We start from the raw sequence: 16,037 nt of genomic DNA, 5'->3' as shown, positions 1-16,037 counted from the left end.
GTGGTTTCATAGCATTGGTAAGCGCCCGGATTAGTAACCCGGATTCTGTTTTATTTTATCTTTATTTATATCGATCTGGCTTTGTGGGACCGGAAAAATCAGATTATTGGTTGTCAGATCCGCAACGAGCCTGATCTGCTCTTTTTTGCTGTTTAAAACGGTTACTGCACGGTCTGTGCGCACAAGATCAAACCAACGGTGCCCTTCAAAGGCAAGCTCCACTCTTCTTTCCTGCTCGATGGCCAGCCGAAATGCCTGCTGGGTGGGTAGGTCTGCTGCGGTTTTTTTTGCAAGCCCCGCCCGGCTGCGCACAAGATTCAAATTAGCAAGTGCTTCGCCGTCTGCCTGATAACTGGTTTCATTAAGTGCTTCTGCATACATCAATAGCACGTCCGCGTAACGGATCAGCGGAATGTTATTTCCATTATCGTTTTTGGCAACCGGAACATCATAGTATTTTTTAATGTAACGGTCCGGAATTACCTGCCCGGCCGCGTTTGTATACGAGGAGGCTACGGAAACATCTTTGCGAAGATCACCGGTTTCATAAGCATTGATAATATCCAGGGTGGGCTGGTTATTTCCATCGCCACCAAAGGCGATCACGGCGTTTCCTGAGTTTTGAGGAGCAAAGGTATTAGGCCAGGAATTCCCCTCGTTCGCACCGCCCGATTTGTACTGCACATCGAAAATGGATTCCTTGTGGTTTTTATTGGCCACGCGGAAGACATCAGCATAGGAAGGCAGAAGCATGTAAATGCCCAGATCAATCACTTCTTTAAGTTTGGCGGCCGCCGGTCCGTATTTCTTCTGGGTCAGATATACTTTTCCAAGGTAAGATTTGGCAGCGCCTTTGGTGGCCCTGCCAAGATCAGCCGCAGGGTAGGAGACCGGAAGCACACTTTCAGCCTCGGAAAGATCCTTTTCAATCTGCGCATAAATCTCCGCCTTCGGACTTCGGCCATACTCATATCCTTCATCAGGTGTTGCCACCGGTTTAAGAATCAAGGGTACATCTCCAAAAGTCTGAACCAGCGTGAAATACACCACAGCACGTAAGAATTTAGTTTCGGCGATATATCTGTTCTTAAGCGTTTCGTCAATGACCGCAGGCCCGATCTTGTCCAGAATCGTATTGTAACGGGCGATCACACTGTATGCATCGTTCCAGCGCCCGGAAATAAACGGGTTGGTGGTTTTGATATAAAAACGGTCAAATTCATCCTGATCAGTCACCGATCCGGATGCGACCGCTACGGTATTGTCTGAGGTGATCTCCCCGAAAACATAGCTATTGCCGGTCAACCCTCCGGACTGAAGGCCCGCATACGCACCGTTGACCGCATTTTTAAAGTCATCTGCTGTACGGTAAAAATTGTCGCTGGTAGCGGTTGATATCGGTTTAAGATCCAGAAAACTGTCGCTGCACGCAGTCAGCATCAGTGAAATGGCCAGGATAATATATGATTTTGCTATTTTCATTATCGTTACGGTTAATTGCCCGGATTAAAATAAAGAGAGAAGAATTAAAGGCCAATGTTAATACCAATAGTAAAGGTTCTGGCAAGCGGGTAAGCGCCATAATCAACTCCTGATGCCAAAGGACCTGGAAGTGGCGTGCCTGTAGTGGCCATGGCCGGCGCTTCATAATTGCTAACCTCCGGATTGAAATTCAGGTATTTTGTAAAAGTGAAAAGGTTTTGCGCCGAAGCGTACACTCTGATCTGCTGAAGTTTGATCTTGTTGACCAGTGCTGCAGGAAGCTGATATCCCAGACTGACATTCTGAATCCGAAGGTAAGAACCGTCTTCAATCCAGCGTGTAGAGACCGCATTGTTGTTTCCGGTCGTACGGGCATTGGCGCGTGGTGTTACGCCATCGCCCGGATCAGATGCCGAGCGCCACCGTGTAAGCACTGTCGAGAGCTGATTGGCATTTCCTTCCAGGTTTTCAAAAAACCGCCGGCTTAAATTAAGGATCTCACCACCCTGCGACCCCTGTATGGCAATGCTCAGATCAAAACCTTTGTAGCTGAAAGTATTGGTGATACCGTAAATAAAATCAGGCTGGTTGTTTCCGATAATTGTACGGTCGTTGGCATCTATTTTTCCATCCAGATTAACATCTTCGTATTTTACATCACCAGGCTTTGAGGTGGGATCATGGGGATAGCTGTCAAGATCAGCCTGATCTTTGAAAATGCCCAGCTGCTTGTATCCGTAAAAACTTCCGATCGGAGAGCCGATCTGTGTAATGTTGGTCTCACCTATACCGCTTGCACTTCGAATCGGATCGCCTGTTGGCCCAAGGGCAATGACTTTATTTCGGTTGAAAGAGATATTCAGACTTGTATTCCAGATCAGTGCTTTGGTAAGGTTACGGCTGTTAACGGCAAACTCCCAGCCTTTGTTCTGCATACGGCCAATGTTTTTGACTGCCGAACTGAATCCTGTTAGCGTAGGCACGTTCACCGAAAGCAAAAGATCCTTTGTAGTACGTTGGTAGTAGTCCACGATCAGAAGGATTCGGTTGTTAAAAAAGCCTAGATCTATCCCTGCATCGAGCTGCTGGCTGCGTTCCCAGCCTAGCAGCGGGTTGGCAAGCGAGGAAGGTGCTAGGCCATTTACCAGGTTGTTATTAAAACTGTAATTATCCGATCTTAATGTGGCCACGTAAGGATAGTTGCTGCTAAAAGCATTATTTCCTGCCAGACCGTAACTGACCCGGAGTTTGGCTTCTGAAACCGGCCTTAAGGCTTTCATGAACGCTTCTTCACTGATTCTCCAGCCCAAAGAAGCTGCCGGGAAGGTACCCCAGCGGTTGTCTGCCCCAAAAATCGACGAGCCGTCGCGGCGAACAGATACATTGACCAGATATTTCCCTTTGTAATTATAGTTTGCCCGGGCAAAGTAGGAGGCAGAAGCATTTTCTACCTTGGATGAAACAGCCGTGGTTGTTGTACCGCTGGCACTGCCGTTTAATGTTTCAACCACATCATTCGGATAGGAGCTTCCTGTGCCCTGGCTATCCTGGTATTGGAATTTGGTCGATTCCATCCCGATCAATACGTCAAAATTATGAATATCCCTGAAGGATTTACTGTAATTAAGCGTCTGGTTAAAGAGCCAGCTCAGACTCTGATCCGAATAGGCAAGACCTGTCGATACAGTAGGAGGAAGAATCTGGTTTAAAGGCATTTTGGAGGTACGGTAGCTGTTGCGGCGATTGCCTCCAAAATTGATGTTGCCACTGACGCGGTAAGTCAGATCCTTAAACAGTGTCAGCTGCGCGTAGGAATTGGCCAGAAGGTTGGTAGTCAGATACTGACTGTTGTATTCGGTGATATTAGCAACCGGATTGGTAATGCCCGGGTAATTGTAGGGAGCGGCAAAAGCGGCCTGTGAGGTATACGAACCGTCGGCTGCATAAATCGGTATCATAGGCATAACCGAAAGCGCCGAATTGACCACGGCATTATCAGCCCAGTGTCCCGCATCTTTTACTTCCTGTTGAATTTTGTAGGTCGGATTCAGGTTGATGCCAAACTTAAGGGTTGGAAGCACGTCCACTTCCACGTTAGCCCTAAGCGTGTAGCGGTCCAGCGACGAGCGGCGGATGATGCCATCCTGCTGCAGATAACCGCCACTGATGCTGTATCGCGCCTTGTCGCTGCCCCCTGAGGCCGAGAGCTGATAGCTGTTCATTTTGGCCGTCCTGAAAATTTCATCCTGGTAATCCGTGTAGGGCAAAGCCGCCACGCGCGCAGGATCATCAAAATTAAACCATTCGAATACTTCGCCGCGCGGATAACGGTAGCGAAGATAGTCGGTGGGACGGACACTGTTAGGGTCAGTGATATTTGCCCCTTTGATATTATCCAGATAAGCATTATTTGAGGCATCCTTACCAAATTCTGCAAACTGCTGCGAGTTAATTAAATCAAGTTTTTTACTGACCTGTTGAAAACCTGTAAATACATCCAGATTCACGCTGGGTTTGCCACTTTTGCCTTTTTTTGTCGTAATCAGAATTACGCCGTTGGAGCCCTTCGAACCGTAGATCGCAGTGGAGGAGGCGTCTTTTAACACATCCATACTTTCAATGTCGTTCGAGTTGAGATTACTGAAAATACTGGCGCCGACAATGTTTCCGTCTACGACGATCAGCGGAGCATTACCAGCGCTGATCGAGCCGAAACCGCGTACCTTTATGGCTGGTGTGCTCCCAGGCGTGCCGTTGTTCTGCTGAATGACCACGCCAGGAATTTTTCCCTGCAGCGCAGTGGCCACATTGGACACTGGCATATCCTTTATTTCGCTCATAGGTACAGAGGAGATCGCGGCTGTTACATTGGCACGTTTCTGAGTACCATAGCCGACGACAACAATTTCCTGTAAAGATTTTGTGTCAGTGGCAAGCACGATGTCAAGCACCGATTCGCCGGTAATGGTTTTTTCGGTGGAGATGTAACCAACGAAACTGAAAATCAAAACAGATGACCCGCCATCGGGCATGTTAAGCTGATAATTGCCCGAGGCGTCTGTGGAAGTTCCCTGCTGGGTACCCTTCAAAACAATGCTTACCCCTGGAAGCGGCTCTCCTTTATCATCGGTGACTTTCCCTGAAACTACCCGGTCTGCGGCGCTGGGCAAAACGCTCTGGCTTTGCAGCGCAGCAGGGTGAAGAAGAATTCTGGTGCCTTCAATTTCGTAGGAAACCGAAAGTGGGCTCAGCAGTCTGTCTAGCACCTGAGAAAGTGCTGCTTTGTTGACCGAGAAGGAGATCTTCTTTCTTGCTTGTATGGCGTTTGTACTGTAAACAAAACGCACGCCAGCCTGCTTTTCGATCTGTATTAAGATGGTCTTTACTTCCGAGGATTCGGTCGTCAGGGAAATTTCCTTATTGAGCAGTTCCTGAGCATGCGTCTTGCCTGCCAGCGTTACCGAGCAGAACAAAACGGACAGCATCAACTGCATTATGGTTAGTCGCATAGCTTTAATCAGAAACCATTTGATAGATACACTTTTTTGCATAGTTTTAAAATGTTTTTGTTGTTAGAACAGACATGAAAACAAACAATCTCCGCCTTGGAATTGCCGTTCCTGGCGGGCATTTTGGCCGGCGATGCGGGATGCATCGCCGGCTTTTCTTATTAAATTATAGTTAAGACATTCAGTTATTACATCCGTCGCCGTTGATAAAAAGTGTTGTTCCACGGAGCTCATAGGTGGCATTGACTGATTTACAAACCATCCTTAATTTGGAATGCAGCGAAAGCTCATTGAGATCACCTGTGAAGACACAAGGCTCCAGAGCGGCCGATTCCAAGACAATTTCAAAGCCGTAGACCTGCTGTATCCGGGCAATGACCTGAGCAAGCGGTGTTTCTTCGAAAATAAAAGACTCTTTTTTCTGCGGCTGATATACCATGACGGGCTCTTCGACAAGTTCGGGCACAAGCGTCTTTACCTGGCTGTCGAAGCGGATTTTTTGATTGGGGCTAAGAATAATTCCGTTTCGTTTTTCAGCCGTTTTCTTCGTGTTTTCGTACACGGAAACCCGACCTGTAACTACGGATACTTCCACAGACTTTGCCGAATTGAAAGACTTTACCGTAAAACTGGTGCCCAAAACCCGGGTGATCAGCTCGCCTGTATAGACAAAAAAGGGGCGTTTGGGATTTTTGCTGACATCGAAAAAGGCCTCTCCGCTTAAAAGAACGATCCTTGCCTTCTCACTGAAGTGTTTGGGGTAATGAATTGTGCTTTCCGGTTTTAAAATAACCGCACTGCCATCTTCTAAAATCACTTTGTAGGGGCCATCCGTGGTGTTTTTTACCTGGATAGTTCCCTGCGAGGACCCCGAATCCAGGGTAGCTATCTCACTTGTTTTTTTTAAAACAGGTGAGCCTAGATATACACCCCAGCCGTATACCAAAAGACCTAGGATACAGGCCGCCAGACCGGCCTTAAACCAGGGAGTCTGGTAAACCGCCGGCTTACGCGCACTTCGAAGCCGTTTCCAGATCCTTTTTCTGATCCGTTCTTTTTCAAAAGTGCTGACCGCGACACGGCTAGTTTGCAGCATATTTTCTGACCATTCCAGAATCTGCTGCTGCTCGCTGGGAGAACATTCACCGGCAAGATATTTTTGCAGCAGTAAGTCGAAATCGTACTGGTTCATTTTTGTCAGGTTAAGTCTGTTTAATTGTCAGTATGATAAAGCTTTAGATGTTCTTTAAGTACTTTGAGCGACTGTGTGATGTGGTATTCGACCCCTTTTTCCGAAAGGTTGAGCTGCTGGGCGATGTCTTTGACGGATTGATTACCAAAACGGCTCATTTTGAAGACTTCACTGGTTTTTTCTGGCAGCTTTTTCATGGCCTGCTCAATGGCAGCGGTCAGATCATCCAGCCGGACCGTTTCATCGGTGGCATTAGACTGGTGAATTTCCTGAAGAATAAGGTATTCCTGATACTTTCGCTGGGTGATCTGGGATTTGATGTAGTTAACAGTCAGGTTTTTCACGGAAACCACCAGATACGAGCTCAGGTGATGGATTTTAATTTGTTCTCTTTTGGTCCAAAGCGTTTCGAAAACATCGTGCACAAGTTCTTCGGCTTCCTCCTTTGTGCCGGTCTGATGGTAGGCGACACCGAATAATTTAAACCAATACCGGCTATAGATCTCTGCGAAGGCTTTCTCCTGGCCTTTATGAAGCATATCCACCAGCTGTTCGTCAGTAAATAAGTTATACATCGGATTCAATATTAATTTTAGTATAGTCAATTTAGTCAGGAAAATCCCTAAACGGTTTTAAATATTCTTTCAATAGTTATATTTTATAATTATTTATATAACAATTTCAAGGTTAAATTTTTCATTTGCCGCTTGTTGTAACGGTCTCTCTGATGACGGTCTGACCGGACGTTTACCTTGATCTCAGATTAAATCTCTCTTATTGCTGGCTTGTTGCCTTGGCTAAACGGAAGGATGATCCCTATTAGAATTTAGATAGGATAGGCATGAAAGCAGATCATTATTTAAATTTGAGATTTCGAAAGTGGACAGTATTGACAGAATAGCCAGTGACACGAAAGACCAAAGTACGCTACCACGTCGCGATGGACGATGGGGATTACCTTAAGCTTCAGGCGGAAATTAGCCGAAGTACGGCCCGGTCGCCGGCTGAGTTTATTCGTAACAAACTCCTGGACCGGCCGCTGATTTTCAAAGTTCGCAACGCATCAGCCGATGAGCTCGCAGAACAGATCTGTCAGCTCAAAGAATCACTAAAAAAGGCGATATATCTTTTTGAGCGGGCGGTAACCAATATTAAAATGCAGCAAGGCAAAATGCCTGTCGAGCAGCTTTTAATACATCTGGAACTTGAGAAACGGATGCTCACAAAACAAATCAGTGAAATTCATCAGTTTGTGATAGAGATTGTGGACAGATATGGTAGTGATGATAAGCAGCACAAGGAATTTAAAGAGGGCAGTGCTTTACAATGAAAAAAAGGTTGCGAAGGGGCAGGCAGTGCTGCTGGAAGCGGGCTATTTTTTAGAAGATAGCAGCCGGCTTTCGGTGGATGCCAGGATCCTACGACTGCAGCGGCGCATGGAGCTGAATTATAGAAGCAAGGCATCGGTTATGCTTTTTTCGTTAAATTTTGCACGCACTGATCAGCTATCAGCGCAGGATATGGTGCAGATCACATCGGAATTTTTAAAAAAAATTGGTTTTGAAAATCAGCCCTATCTTCTTTACGAGCATCTTGATACCGGTCACAGACATGCCCACGTAGTCAGCACACTGATCCGCGCAGATGGAAGCCGAATCAATGAGGGAAATATTTCCATTCACAATATCAAAGTGGCCTGCCGGCAACTCGAAGAGCAGTTTGAGCTGACTAAAAACAGTATGATAAGAACAAGGTCAAAAAGAATGCCCGAGCCTGAAAAGCTTTTGAATGGAAAACCCCAGACGATCACGGTGATTGAATCGGCCGTGAGCCAGGTACTCGAGAAGTTCTATTTTTCAAGTTTTACTGAATTCAACGCGCTGCTTAGCCAGTTTGGCGTGAAGGCAATGACGGGAAGAATTGGCTCGCGGCTTCGTGAACACCAGGGCGTTATTTACGGTTTAATCACAGCGGAAGGCGCTAAAAAAAGCGCACCGATCAAAGCCAGCAGGCTGCAGCCGCAACCTACACTTGCAAGGTTGCAACAGTTCTTTACCGTCGGCCGCCAGCACCAGCAAAAACATTTGACACATTTGAAAACAGCACTTGATCTTCGCTTGCTTAGTGAGGATTCCTTCTCGCTGCGCACGCTGGCAGGTGCCTTGGACCGGCTTGGCGTAAAAATGCACGCACGTGCGCAGCAGGGTACCATTGCCCTTACGTATCTTGATAACCGTAGCCGCTGTGCCTTTGATCAGAGTCTTCTTGGCGAGCGGTACAGTCTGAGGCAACTGGATGCGCGATGTGAAAATTCTGTTTTTAACGCGCCAGGCAGCAAAAAACTTGATGTGTCTTTGAACCAAAAGGAAATCTCAGAAAAAAACGTTTCAGTCCCTTCAACTGCAAAGGTTTTTCATTCAGACAAGTTTCGGGACGTACTGCTGCATGAGCTTTTCAGCGCCTTGCCGGACCAAAGCTCTGCACCCTGGGAGCTTCGGCGCAGCGCCAAAAAGAAAAAGAAACGGGCCATTCATCTTTAACTAAAGACTTATGCAAACCTCTCAGAACCAGCATGCACTGGCACGAATTCTGGATATGACCAGGCTTATCAGTATGGTTGTGCTTGGCATCCATTTTTATTTTCAATGTTATGCAGCTTTCCAGCAGTGGGGCCTTGTCTCTTCTTTTTCAGATAAGCTTCTTGAAAATATTGAGCGAACGGGACTTTTTCACACGTTTAATAAAGCGAAACTGATCTCTGCGGGTTTTCTGATCATTTCGTTGCTGGGGGCGAGTGGTAAAAAACACGAGAAACTAAAATTGAAAACGGGCCTAATCACCGCAGGATTTGGATTTATTCTTTTTTTTGCCAGTCAGTTCACACTTTTCATGACGCTTCAAGCAAAGTCATCTGCAGTCTTATATATGGGCGCTGCATGCGCAGGATTTCTGCTAATTTTAAGCGGTGGAACGCTGATCTCTAGGGTGATTTATCAGCGCCTTGGTCAGGATATTTTTAACATTGAAAACGAGACATTTCCCCAGCAGCAGCAGTTATGGCAGAATGAGTTTTCGATAAATCTTGCGGGCCGCTACCGGCTTAAAAACCGTTTTTTCAAAAGCTGGATCAACATCACCAATCCATTCAGAGGGCTTTTGGTGCTGGGTTCACCAGGTTCTGGTAAATCCTATTTTGTCATTCGGCATGTGATCACCCAGCATATCAAGAAAGGTTTCAGTATGTTCGTTTACGATTTTAAGTACGATGATCTTTCCAGGATTGCTTACAACGCATATCTGCAACAACAGCATGCCTATGCGGTGCCACCCCGTTTCTACCAAATTAACTTTGATGATCTGAGCCGGTCTCACCGTTGTAATCCGCTGGATCCCTCTGGTATGGTGGACCTGACCGATGCGGCAGAATCAGCCCGGACAATTCTGATGGGACTGAACCGGGAATGGATCCGAAGACAGGGCGATTTTTTTGTCGAATCACCCATCAATTTTATGACCGCTGTAATCTGGTTTCTGAGAAAATACAAAGATGGTGCTTTCTGTACACTGCCGCATGTCATGGAGCTCATGCAACTGGATTACGACAGCTTGTTTACGCTTCTAAGAACCGAAAGCGAAGTGGATGTTCTGATCAATCCCTTTATTACAGCATATCTGAACAATGCGAACGAACAACTCGAGGGGCAGATCGGCTCAGCCAAAATTGCGCTGGCAAGACTTTCCTCACCAGCGCTCTACTACGTGCTGTCAGGTAACGACTTTACGCTGGATATCAATAATCCAAAAGAGCCTAAGATTATTTGCATGGGAAATAATCCTCAGAAGATTCTAACCTACGGTGCTGTGCTTTCGCTGTATGTAAACCGGATGATCAAGACCGTCAACCAGAAAGGGAAGCTTAAAAGCAGTTTGATTTTCGATGAGTTTCCCACCATCTATCTCAGCGGTATTGATCATTTGATTGCCACTGCCCGCTCGAGTCAGGTGGCCACTACGCTTGCCATTCAGGACTTTAGCCAATTAAAAAAAGATTATGGAAAGGATCAGGCCGATGTCATTATGAATATCACCGGTAACATCATCAGCGGCCAGGTTAGCGGCGAGACAGCCCGCCAGCTCTCAGAACGCTTCGGTAAAATAAATCAGGACCGAAGCAGTCTTTCGATCAACCGATCGGATACCTCCGTGAGCCGCTCCAAGCAGCTAGAGCTGGCCGTCCCGGCCTCAAAGATTTCTTCGTTAAGCTCAGGAGAATTCGTCGGTATGGTCGCTGATGATCCACACCTTCCACTGGATCTGAAAACTTTTCACTGCCAGATTCAAAATAATCATGATTCGATAAGCCAGGAGCAGAAGTCTTACAGGCCGCTTCCGCTGATCAGAAAAATTGATCGCAGCATCGTGCAGCAAAGTTATGAGCAGATCAAAAAGGACGTGCAAAACATCGCGGATGATACGATCCAAAGACTTCTATCAGATCCTTCACTCTCGCATCTTCTGATCAATAAGCGAAGAAAAGAATGCTCTGGCTTATTGTAATGATGTGCAGCTGAAAGTTCCACGGAATCTTTTTTTTGCAGCTACCGGCTTTTTTTTAGAGCGCTGACGGGGCTATACCATCCATTCCGTATGCCTGAAACTGTTGATTACAATACCTGGCCAAGCAGTGAGGCTTTTAATCGAAAAGCAGCGAGGGATTCTGTGCCTGCTTAGCACTTTCACTGCTTTGCATCCGGCCAAAAAGTGTGTGCAGATGATTTTCATTGTGATACATTATGTTATCATATACGTCAACTTTTAAAAGCCTGCCCTGCGAGAGGCTGCTGACAATAAAATCATTTCGGTGCAGATATTTAAAGCCATAAAACTCGCGGAACTTAATTCGACCGGGGCTGTTGCCGGGCTGTCTAGGGTGGCTTGGGCAGACCGTGCGAAAAGCAAAATCGTCAAAGCCCAGCTGGCCGACATACGCTTCAAGCTCGCCCCATCCCTGGCTTCTTTCAAGCTCTGCAATCTGCCCTGCGAAAGCTTGTGCCGAAGGAAGATAGAGTTCCAGAACAGGGCCGCAGCGGTGAGGTCTGAGCCACTTTATCCCCTCATAAAGCGGCTGGTTTTTCCAGCAAAGCGAAAGGAGCTCTTTCCAAATAAATCGAAGCTCTTTGTCTAGACCTTCAGGGAAGAGCTCCCGCTCGCTGCTATAATCAAAACTGTACCAGGTCTGCGGTTTTGGCTGAACGCCGTTTCTATCAAAAGCCCACACGAGCTTGAATTTAAAGAGTGACCGGTTGGGGTCGGGCATTTGCGCCCGGCCTTTGAGTTGCTTTTTTTTCATACCTCAGTTTGTTTTAATAGGACTCTAGAAAAAAATAAACTTTCACTTGATTAATAGTTTCATTGAAATTTCAATTGAAACTTTTTTACATTTTTTAAGCAAAAAGATTCGTCTGCTCTCCTGTATGAAGGCAGAATGTTTGATGCCGAAAAAGGGCAGACTCTCTTGTCCCAAAGACCTGTCTGAGTCCGTAGCTTTTTATTGCGCGCGTCAGCTACTCGCTTAAAGGCAATAGATAAATTCTGCTGGGAACATTTTTTTTAAAGGACACCTCAAAGCGCAGATATCCATAATCACTAAGTTCATGAATCCTTTTATGGTAGGTTGCGCTGCTTGAAATTCGGCAGAGTGTCATCACCTGCCGGGCAAAGACATGAAGCGGATTTTTTCGCCCCTGCCTTTCCCATTGCGCCGCTAAAACTGCAAAAAGTCCGATATGCGAAATCGCTATCCGCGGATCACGGCATGCCCTCACAATAAATTCGTCCAGTAATTCTAACCCTGCCATAACTTTTTTTCTAGACATTTCATTTTAGATCACCGCGCGCAAACCGTGTTACCTCAGACCCCTGGAAGTGCGCTGAGACTGCGATTCACGCTCGCTGATCGTGTTCTGCTGCTCTTCTTTAAGCTTTGACGCTGGTGTAATCCGCTGATAATTTACATCGTATAGAATGACCGCTTTAAACTGTGGATTGGCCTCTAGGTAAACCTTCTGCTCACCTTTTTCGCCTAGCAGCGTCACGCTTTGCCGGTTGCCCTTCAGCAGTGATTCAATGACTTTGAGCCGCTCTTGCTGTGGCGACAGCTCTTTGATGGGTAAACTTTTCAGCGCGCCGATCAAATCATAGCCATAGTTGCTGTTGTACTGCTTGATCCGGTAATTTCCATTAGGCGTGTTTTGGTTAAAGTCCAGCTGTAGCCAGGCCTGGTAAAGCCTTCCATCACGGGTGGTCATATCCTTGAATACAGAGCGGCCGTCAAGCAGGTTATAGGCTTCTTTCTGGGTGATATTAGCACCCTCACGGCCGATATAAAAAGTTTGCGACGGGCCCGGCTGCTGCTGGTTTTTTTGAATAGCAGCTTTGTAGCTGTTAAAAAAATAAAGGTCACTTTGCATGGACCGATTAAATTGCAGCGTGGAGTGGAGCTGGTCCTTGCCATAGATTGCTGTATGTTGCAGTTTGAACTGCTGCTGGTCTTTTTCCATCTGCTCCCTGAGCTGAGAATCGAGCGTTTGGCCAAAACCGGTGTATTTTAGCTGGGAAGATAAATATTCGAAGTTTCGCTGGTTCATAATCAAAGGCGTTTGGTTTCATAAATCCTTTGGAGCAGGGAGCTTTCTGGCACGCAGTAGCCTGCGGGCGCTGATCTGTAGGCGCAGGTTACGGGCGCCGTTTTTTTCGGTAATTTCAATGGTCAAGTACTGCCTTTTTGAAAACGAGAATTTATCCGCAGCGATTACCAGGAACTGATCCGAAGAATGCGTAGTGGCATCGTCTAGGCCTGAGATCCACTTCGGACTAATTTCGTTCTGTTGTTGGGCTGTTCTTTTAGCTGGTTTTCTGTCCATTAAAAAAAGCCTGACCGCTTCGATTTCATAGGAGAGCGCAGCCCTGTTTCGAAGCGCAACAGCAAAATAAAGCTGATCATGCTCCGTAAAAAGCCCTGTTAGCCTCAGGACCGCCTTTCCTTTCGCATCGCGGATATTTCGAACGGTCTTTTTTCCTTGGACTGCTGACAAAATGGTACTGTCTAATGGATGGGGATGCTTGGAGCTGGAAAGTATCACGCCCGGAGCAGTTTTAGGCTGATCGGTTACCAGAAGGGTCAGCTGCATGGGCTGATCTGCATAATCCACCACAAAGCAGTAGAGTTTTCCCTGCGCAGTTATGACCGATAGGCTGCTTTGTATAAAACCTTTCTTTCTGGCTTTCAACTGAAGGATGTTGTCTGCACCGGGGGCTTTCTGAGCCAAAATATCAGCGCTTCCCCGCTCAACGCCAGAGAGTGCGTAGGGGAAAACGACGTTGACAGTTTTATGGGTCGAAATTTCCAGCGGAAGGCAGGGCTCGCAGAAAAGTTGTTGACTTTGGGCGCCGCTACTGATCAGCATCAGACCAGCTGCCCATAAAATTGGTTTGTTTTTCATCTTATTTACTTGATACGAGTTTGATTAAAGTGTTTTATTTTTCGTGTCGCGAAGCAGAAGCTGATAGCCGTCCGGTAGTGTCACCTGAATCAGCCTGGTTTTTTTTGAGAGTATCGTTTTCGCTGTCTGAATTCCCGCAGAAGCAGCCTGGGCACCTAGCGAGCGGTCCAGTGTGCCCAGATCGACTCCCTGAATATTTTGACTAATAGACTGCTTGGCAACACTCCTGGCCACAGAGCCCGGTAAATTCAAACCTGGTTGTCCGTCCATATCGTAGGCTGAAAGCGAGACGTCAATCAGCGCATTTTGACGGCGGATCGAACTGATCAAAAGATGCACACGCTCACCGCTGATAGAAGCTTTGCCAAAAAGCAGCTCGCCGCTGCGCAGATGAAGTCCGGCTACCGAACAGTCCGCTGTAAGTCGTAGCTTTACGATTGCCCCATCGGTAAAGGACTGCTCGCCCTGAACCTGGGCGGTGAAAGTGTGCTGAAGAACCGGTTGTACAGGCCCGTCCAAAGAAAGAAAACCACTGCCGATTTCACCCGCTTCAATGCTGTCAGAGGCTGTGGCTTCGGAAAGATGAAGGACCGGAAGCTTATTTTCAAAGGGCTCAACGGAGAAGGTCTCAGCAGGTGGCCTGACTGAATCCGACCCAGTGACGGGCATGCCCAGTTCAGGATGCTGAATTTGTAGGATTTTGTCAAGCGTCTGATTGATCTGTGCCATTTCAGGATCGATCATCACTGGTTTGTTCTCCGGTAAAGCCGTCAAAACGGGCTCTACGGCCTTTGGCGTTGAGGGTAGGGCTTCGTCTAACTGAGTCTGGTCAGGCAGCGGACTTTTAAAAGCCGGCGAGGCTGCATTTGCCAGCACAGCATCGAGTGCCTGCAGTTTTTCATATACCTTCTGCTCATGAAGGTCGCCCTTTGCTTTTAGATTGTTTTTTTGCAGGTTCACACTATCGGGGTACTGCCGGCCGAGGCCAAGCAAGGATCCGGCCGGATCCTGGGATTGTAAAAGGGGCTGATTGCGGTAGGGATCACTGCGCAGTAGCTCGCGGAGTCTGGCAGAATCCCTGTCTGCTTTTCTGTAAAAACTAAGCTTATCCTGATAGGAATCTCTGGGAGCCGAAGGTGACGGAAGTGAGGGATTCAGACCCTGCGAAACTATAGGGCTAGCCTTCTGGTTTTTGGTGTTTTTAACAATTAGTGCCCAGTACATAAGCGTCAAAAATGGCAGGATCAGAAGCGGCAGAACCAGATAAAATCGTTGCTGCTGAACTGAAGAGCTGTAAGTTTTCATAGGTTAGAATGAGGTTGATTTAAACTGTCTTTCTGGGTAGCCTTGTTTAGACTGTCCAGATAATTTTCCAGATGCTCAGGGCTCACAAGTGGCGCCTGAGATTTGAGCCGTTGGAAGTCTTTCCATGCAGGGGCTGGTCTTTGGTAGAGGTTGTAAAGACCCTTTCCAAGCAGATACAGACAGCACGCTCCGGCGGTCAGTAGCAAAAGGCCAAAGTAAAAGACCAGTTTTCCGGTCAGGGCATGTCTGAAAATAAAGCTTCTAAGCTGCCAGCGCACCGGGCGAAGTGAGGTTCCGCTTCTTTTTTCACGGGCAGCATTTCGTGTATTTTTTTTAGCAGGACTAAATCGGTAGAACATAATAGGGGGGTGTTTTACAGTGTCGTCAATAGTGGCCCGGCTTTCACCGGATCTGGACCTGGATATCCTGATTTTGCAAGGTCTTCCATTTCTCAATCAGAAAACCGTGAGGATTATTATCGCTGCGGGAGACATTTCGCAGTTGCCCCTCGGTCACAAGGCTCCTGGAAACGATGCTTGTTGGCCGGATAATTTTCTGCACCGCCCACAAATTAAAGCGGTAAGGATACTGTCCGGAACTGATGCGGATACTGTCAATCTGCAGTTGTTGACTGATATTGCCTGAGACGATTCCGGAATAATAGCCGGACTCTTTCAAATTATCATATTGCTTTTTGGCTGAGGCATCGGCCAGATAAAGTGCTTTCGAAAGATTCGCTTCGATGACCTTGTTGTCGGGATCCAGGCTGAAAAAAAAGGTATGGAAACTAGCCACGTGGTCTTTGGCTTCTACCTGGATATTTTCACTTCGCTGCGAGGCACCCGCTTCCATGACTTTCCCTGAGGCGAGAATGTAAATCCGGTCCTGGGCGCGTTCAATCAGCTGGTAGCTTTGATAGATCGTCACACAGCAAAGCGTTAAGCTAGCCAACAGCACGGTAATGCTGAGCCTGCGGCCGTAACGAAAAGCCGTATCCATATTTTTTGCTTTGGTAAACATATGCGTAGCGTGTTAAAAAAGATGATA

General features: G+C 47.0%; 14 protein-coding genes. 3 read left to right on the top strand and 11 right to left on the bottom strand.

Annotated elements, in window-relative coordinates; all coding sequences use genetic code 11:
* Positions 1 to 30 precede the first annotated feature (30 nt).
* The 4 genes from BMY70_RS01925 to BMY70_RS01910 form a co-directional block, all read right to left on the bottom strand.
* Entirely contained in the window at positions 31 to 1,482 is a 1,452-nt protein-coding gene (locus BMY70_RS01925) for a RagB/SusD family nutrient uptake outer membrane protein (protein WP_177196934.1), read from the bottom strand.
* A 44-nt stretch (positions 1,483 to 1,526) separates the two neighbouring features.
* A complete protein-coding gene (locus BMY70_RS01920) occupies positions 1,527 to 5,033 on the bottom strand; it encodes a TonB-dependent receptor (RefSeq protein ID WP_229209441.1) in 3,507 nt (1,168 codons plus the stop codon).
* Positions 5,034 to 5,172: 139 nt separating this feature from the next.
* On the bottom strand, positions 5,173 to 6,183 hold the full coding sequence (locus BMY70_RS01915) for a FecR family protein (RefSeq protein WP_090331398.1): 1,011 nt from the start codon (positions 6,181 to 6,183) through the stop codon (positions 5,173 to 5,175).
* Between the two features lie 20 nt (positions 6,184 to 6,203).
* The gene (locus tag BMY70_RS01910) at positions 6,204 to 6,758 is read right to left on the bottom strand and encodes an RNA polymerase sigma factor (RefSeq protein ID WP_090331396.1); all 555 of its coding nucleotides are present in this window, start codon (positions 6,756 to 6,758) and stop codon (positions 6,204 to 6,206) included.
* A gap of 329 nt (positions 6,759 to 7,087) precedes the next feature.
* Here BMY70_RS01910 and BMY70_RS01905 point away from each other — a divergent pair, with 329 nt between their 5' ends.
* The 3 genes from BMY70_RS01905 to mobC are packed head-to-tail and all read left to right on the top strand — an operon-like array spanning position 7,088 to position 10,740.
* A complete protein-coding gene (locus BMY70_RS01905; RefSeq protein ID WP_143072033.1) occupies positions 7,088 to 7,513 on the top strand; it encodes a hypothetical protein in 426 nt (141 codons plus the stop codon).
* Positions 7,467 to 8,723, top strand: a complete 1,257-nt coding sequence (locus BMY70_RS01900) for a relaxase/mobilization nuclease domain-containing protein (RefSeq protein ID WP_177196933.1) — start codon at positions 7,467 to 7,469, stop codon at positions 8,721 to 8,723. The genes BMY70_RS01905 and BMY70_RS01900 overlap by 47 nt, the downstream gene beginning before the upstream one ends.
* A gap of 10 nt (positions 8,724 to 8,733) precedes the next feature.
* Positions 8,734 to 10,740, top strand: a complete 2,007-nt coding sequence (gene mobC / locus BMY70_RS01895; RefSeq protein ID WP_090331390.1) for a conjugal transfer protein MobC — start codon at positions 8,734 to 8,736, stop codon at positions 10,738 to 10,740.
* Between the two features lie 136 nt (positions 10,741 to 10,876).
* Here the strand turns inward: mobC and BMY70_RS01890 are convergent, their stop codons facing one another.
* The 7 genes from BMY70_RS01890 to traK all read right to left on the bottom strand — a co-directional run bounded on the left by BMY70_RS01890 (position 10,877) and on the right by traK (position 16,010).
* A complete protein-coding gene (locus tag BMY70_RS01890) occupies positions 10,877 to 11,533 on the bottom strand; it encodes a hypothetical protein (RefSeq protein ID WP_090331388.1) in 657 nt (218 codons plus the stop codon).
* A 214-nt stretch (positions 11,534 to 11,747) separates the two neighbouring features.
* Positions 11,748 to 12,059 (bottom strand): hypothetical protein, encoded by a 312-nt coding sequence (locus BMY70_RS01885; protein WP_143072032.1) that lies wholly within the window; start codon positions 12,057 to 12,059, stop codon positions 11,748 to 11,750.
* A gap of 30 nt (positions 12,060 to 12,089) precedes the next feature.
* Complete coding sequence (locus BMY70_RS01880) at positions 12,090 to 12,830, bottom strand: hypothetical protein (RefSeq protein WP_090331385.1); 741 nt, start codon at positions 12,828 to 12,830, stop codon at positions 12,090 to 12,092.
* A gap of 18 nt (positions 12,831 to 12,848) precedes the next feature.
* A complete protein-coding gene (traN, locus tag BMY70_RS01875; protein WP_090331382.1) occupies positions 12,849 to 13,685 on the bottom strand; it encodes a conjugative transposon protein TraN in 837 nt (278 codons plus the stop codon).
* Positions 13,686 to 13,709: 24 nt separating this feature from the next.
* Positions 13,710 to 14,990 (bottom strand): conjugative transposon protein TraM, encoded by a 1,281-nt coding sequence (gene traM, locus BMY70_RS01870; protein ID WP_090331380.1) that lies wholly within the window; start codon positions 14,988 to 14,990, stop codon positions 13,710 to 13,712.
* Positions 14,987 to 15,349: a hypothetical protein gene (locus BMY70_RS01865; RefSeq protein ID WP_090331378.1), complete on the bottom strand. Its 363-nt coding sequence runs from the start codon at positions 15,347 to 15,349 to the stop codon at positions 14,987 to 14,989. The genes traM and BMY70_RS01865 overlap by 4 nt, the downstream gene beginning before the upstream one ends.
* 43 nt (positions 15,350 to 15,392) lie before the next feature.
* Entirely contained in the window at positions 15,393 to 16,010 is a 618-nt protein-coding gene (traK, locus tag BMY70_RS01860; protein ID WP_090331375.1) for a conjugative transposon protein TraK, read from the bottom strand.
* Between the last annotated feature and the right edge of the window lie 27 nt (positions 16,011 to 16,037).

Source organism: Dyadobacter koreensis (assembly GCF_900108855.1).
Lineage (GTDB): Bacteria > Bacteroidota > Bacteroidia > Cytophagales > Spirosomataceae > Dyadobacter > Dyadobacter koreensis.
Note: the sequence above shows the minus strand (reverse complement) of the source record. Positions and strands in the feature narration are given on the sequence as shown.

Excerpts from the sequence above, each read along its gene's own strand:
- BMY70_RS01925 (WP_177196934.1), bottom strand. The coding sequence starts at position 1,482 with ATGAAAATAGCAAAATCATATATTATCCTGGCCATTTCACTGATGCTG.
- BMY70_RS01920 (WP_229209441.1), bottom strand. The coding sequence starts at position 5,033 with ATGCAAAAAAGTGTATCTATCAAATGGTTTCTGATTAAAGCTATGCGA.
- BMY70_RS01915 (WP_090331398.1), bottom strand. The coding sequence starts at position 6,183 with ATGAACCAGTACGATTTCGACTTACTGCTGCAAAAATATCTTGCCGGT.
- BMY70_RS01910 (WP_090331396.1), bottom strand. The coding sequence starts at position 6,758 with ATGTATAACTTATTTACTGACGAACAGCTGGTGGATATGCTTCATAAA.
- BMY70_RS01900 (WP_177196933.1), top strand. The coding sequence starts at position 7,467 with ATGATAAGCAGCACAAGGAATTTAAAGAGGGCAGTGCTTTACAATGAA.
- mobC (WP_090331390.1), top strand. The coding sequence starts at position 8,734 with ATGCAAACCTCTCAGAACCAGCATGCACTGGCACGAATTCTGGATATG.
- BMY70_RS01890 (WP_090331388.1), bottom strand. The coding sequence starts at position 11,533 with ATGAAAAAAAAGCAACTCAAAGGCCGGGCGCAAATGCCCGACCCCAAC.
- BMY70_RS01885 (WP_143072032.1), bottom strand. The coding sequence starts at position 12,059 with ATGTCTAGAAAAAAAGTTATGGCAGGGTTAGAATTACTGGACGAATTT.
- BMY70_RS01880 (WP_090331385.1), bottom strand. The coding sequence starts at position 12,830 with ATGAACCAGCGAAACTTCGAATATTTATCTTCCCAGCTAAAATACACC.
- traN (WP_090331382.1), bottom strand. The coding sequence starts at position 13,685 with ATGAAAAACAAACCAATTTTATGGGCAGCTGGTCTGATGCTGATCAGT.
- traM (WP_090331380.1), bottom strand. The coding sequence starts at position 14,990 with ATGAAAACTTACAGCTCTTCAGTTCAGCAGCAACGATTTTATCTGGTT.
- BMY70_RS01865 (WP_090331378.1), bottom strand. The coding sequence starts at position 15,349 with ATGTTCTACCGATTTAGTCCTGCTAAAAAAAATACACGAAATGCTGCC.
- traK (WP_090331375.1), bottom strand. The coding sequence starts at position 16,010 with ATGTTTACCAAAGCAAAAAATATGGATACGGCTTTTCGTTACGGCCGC.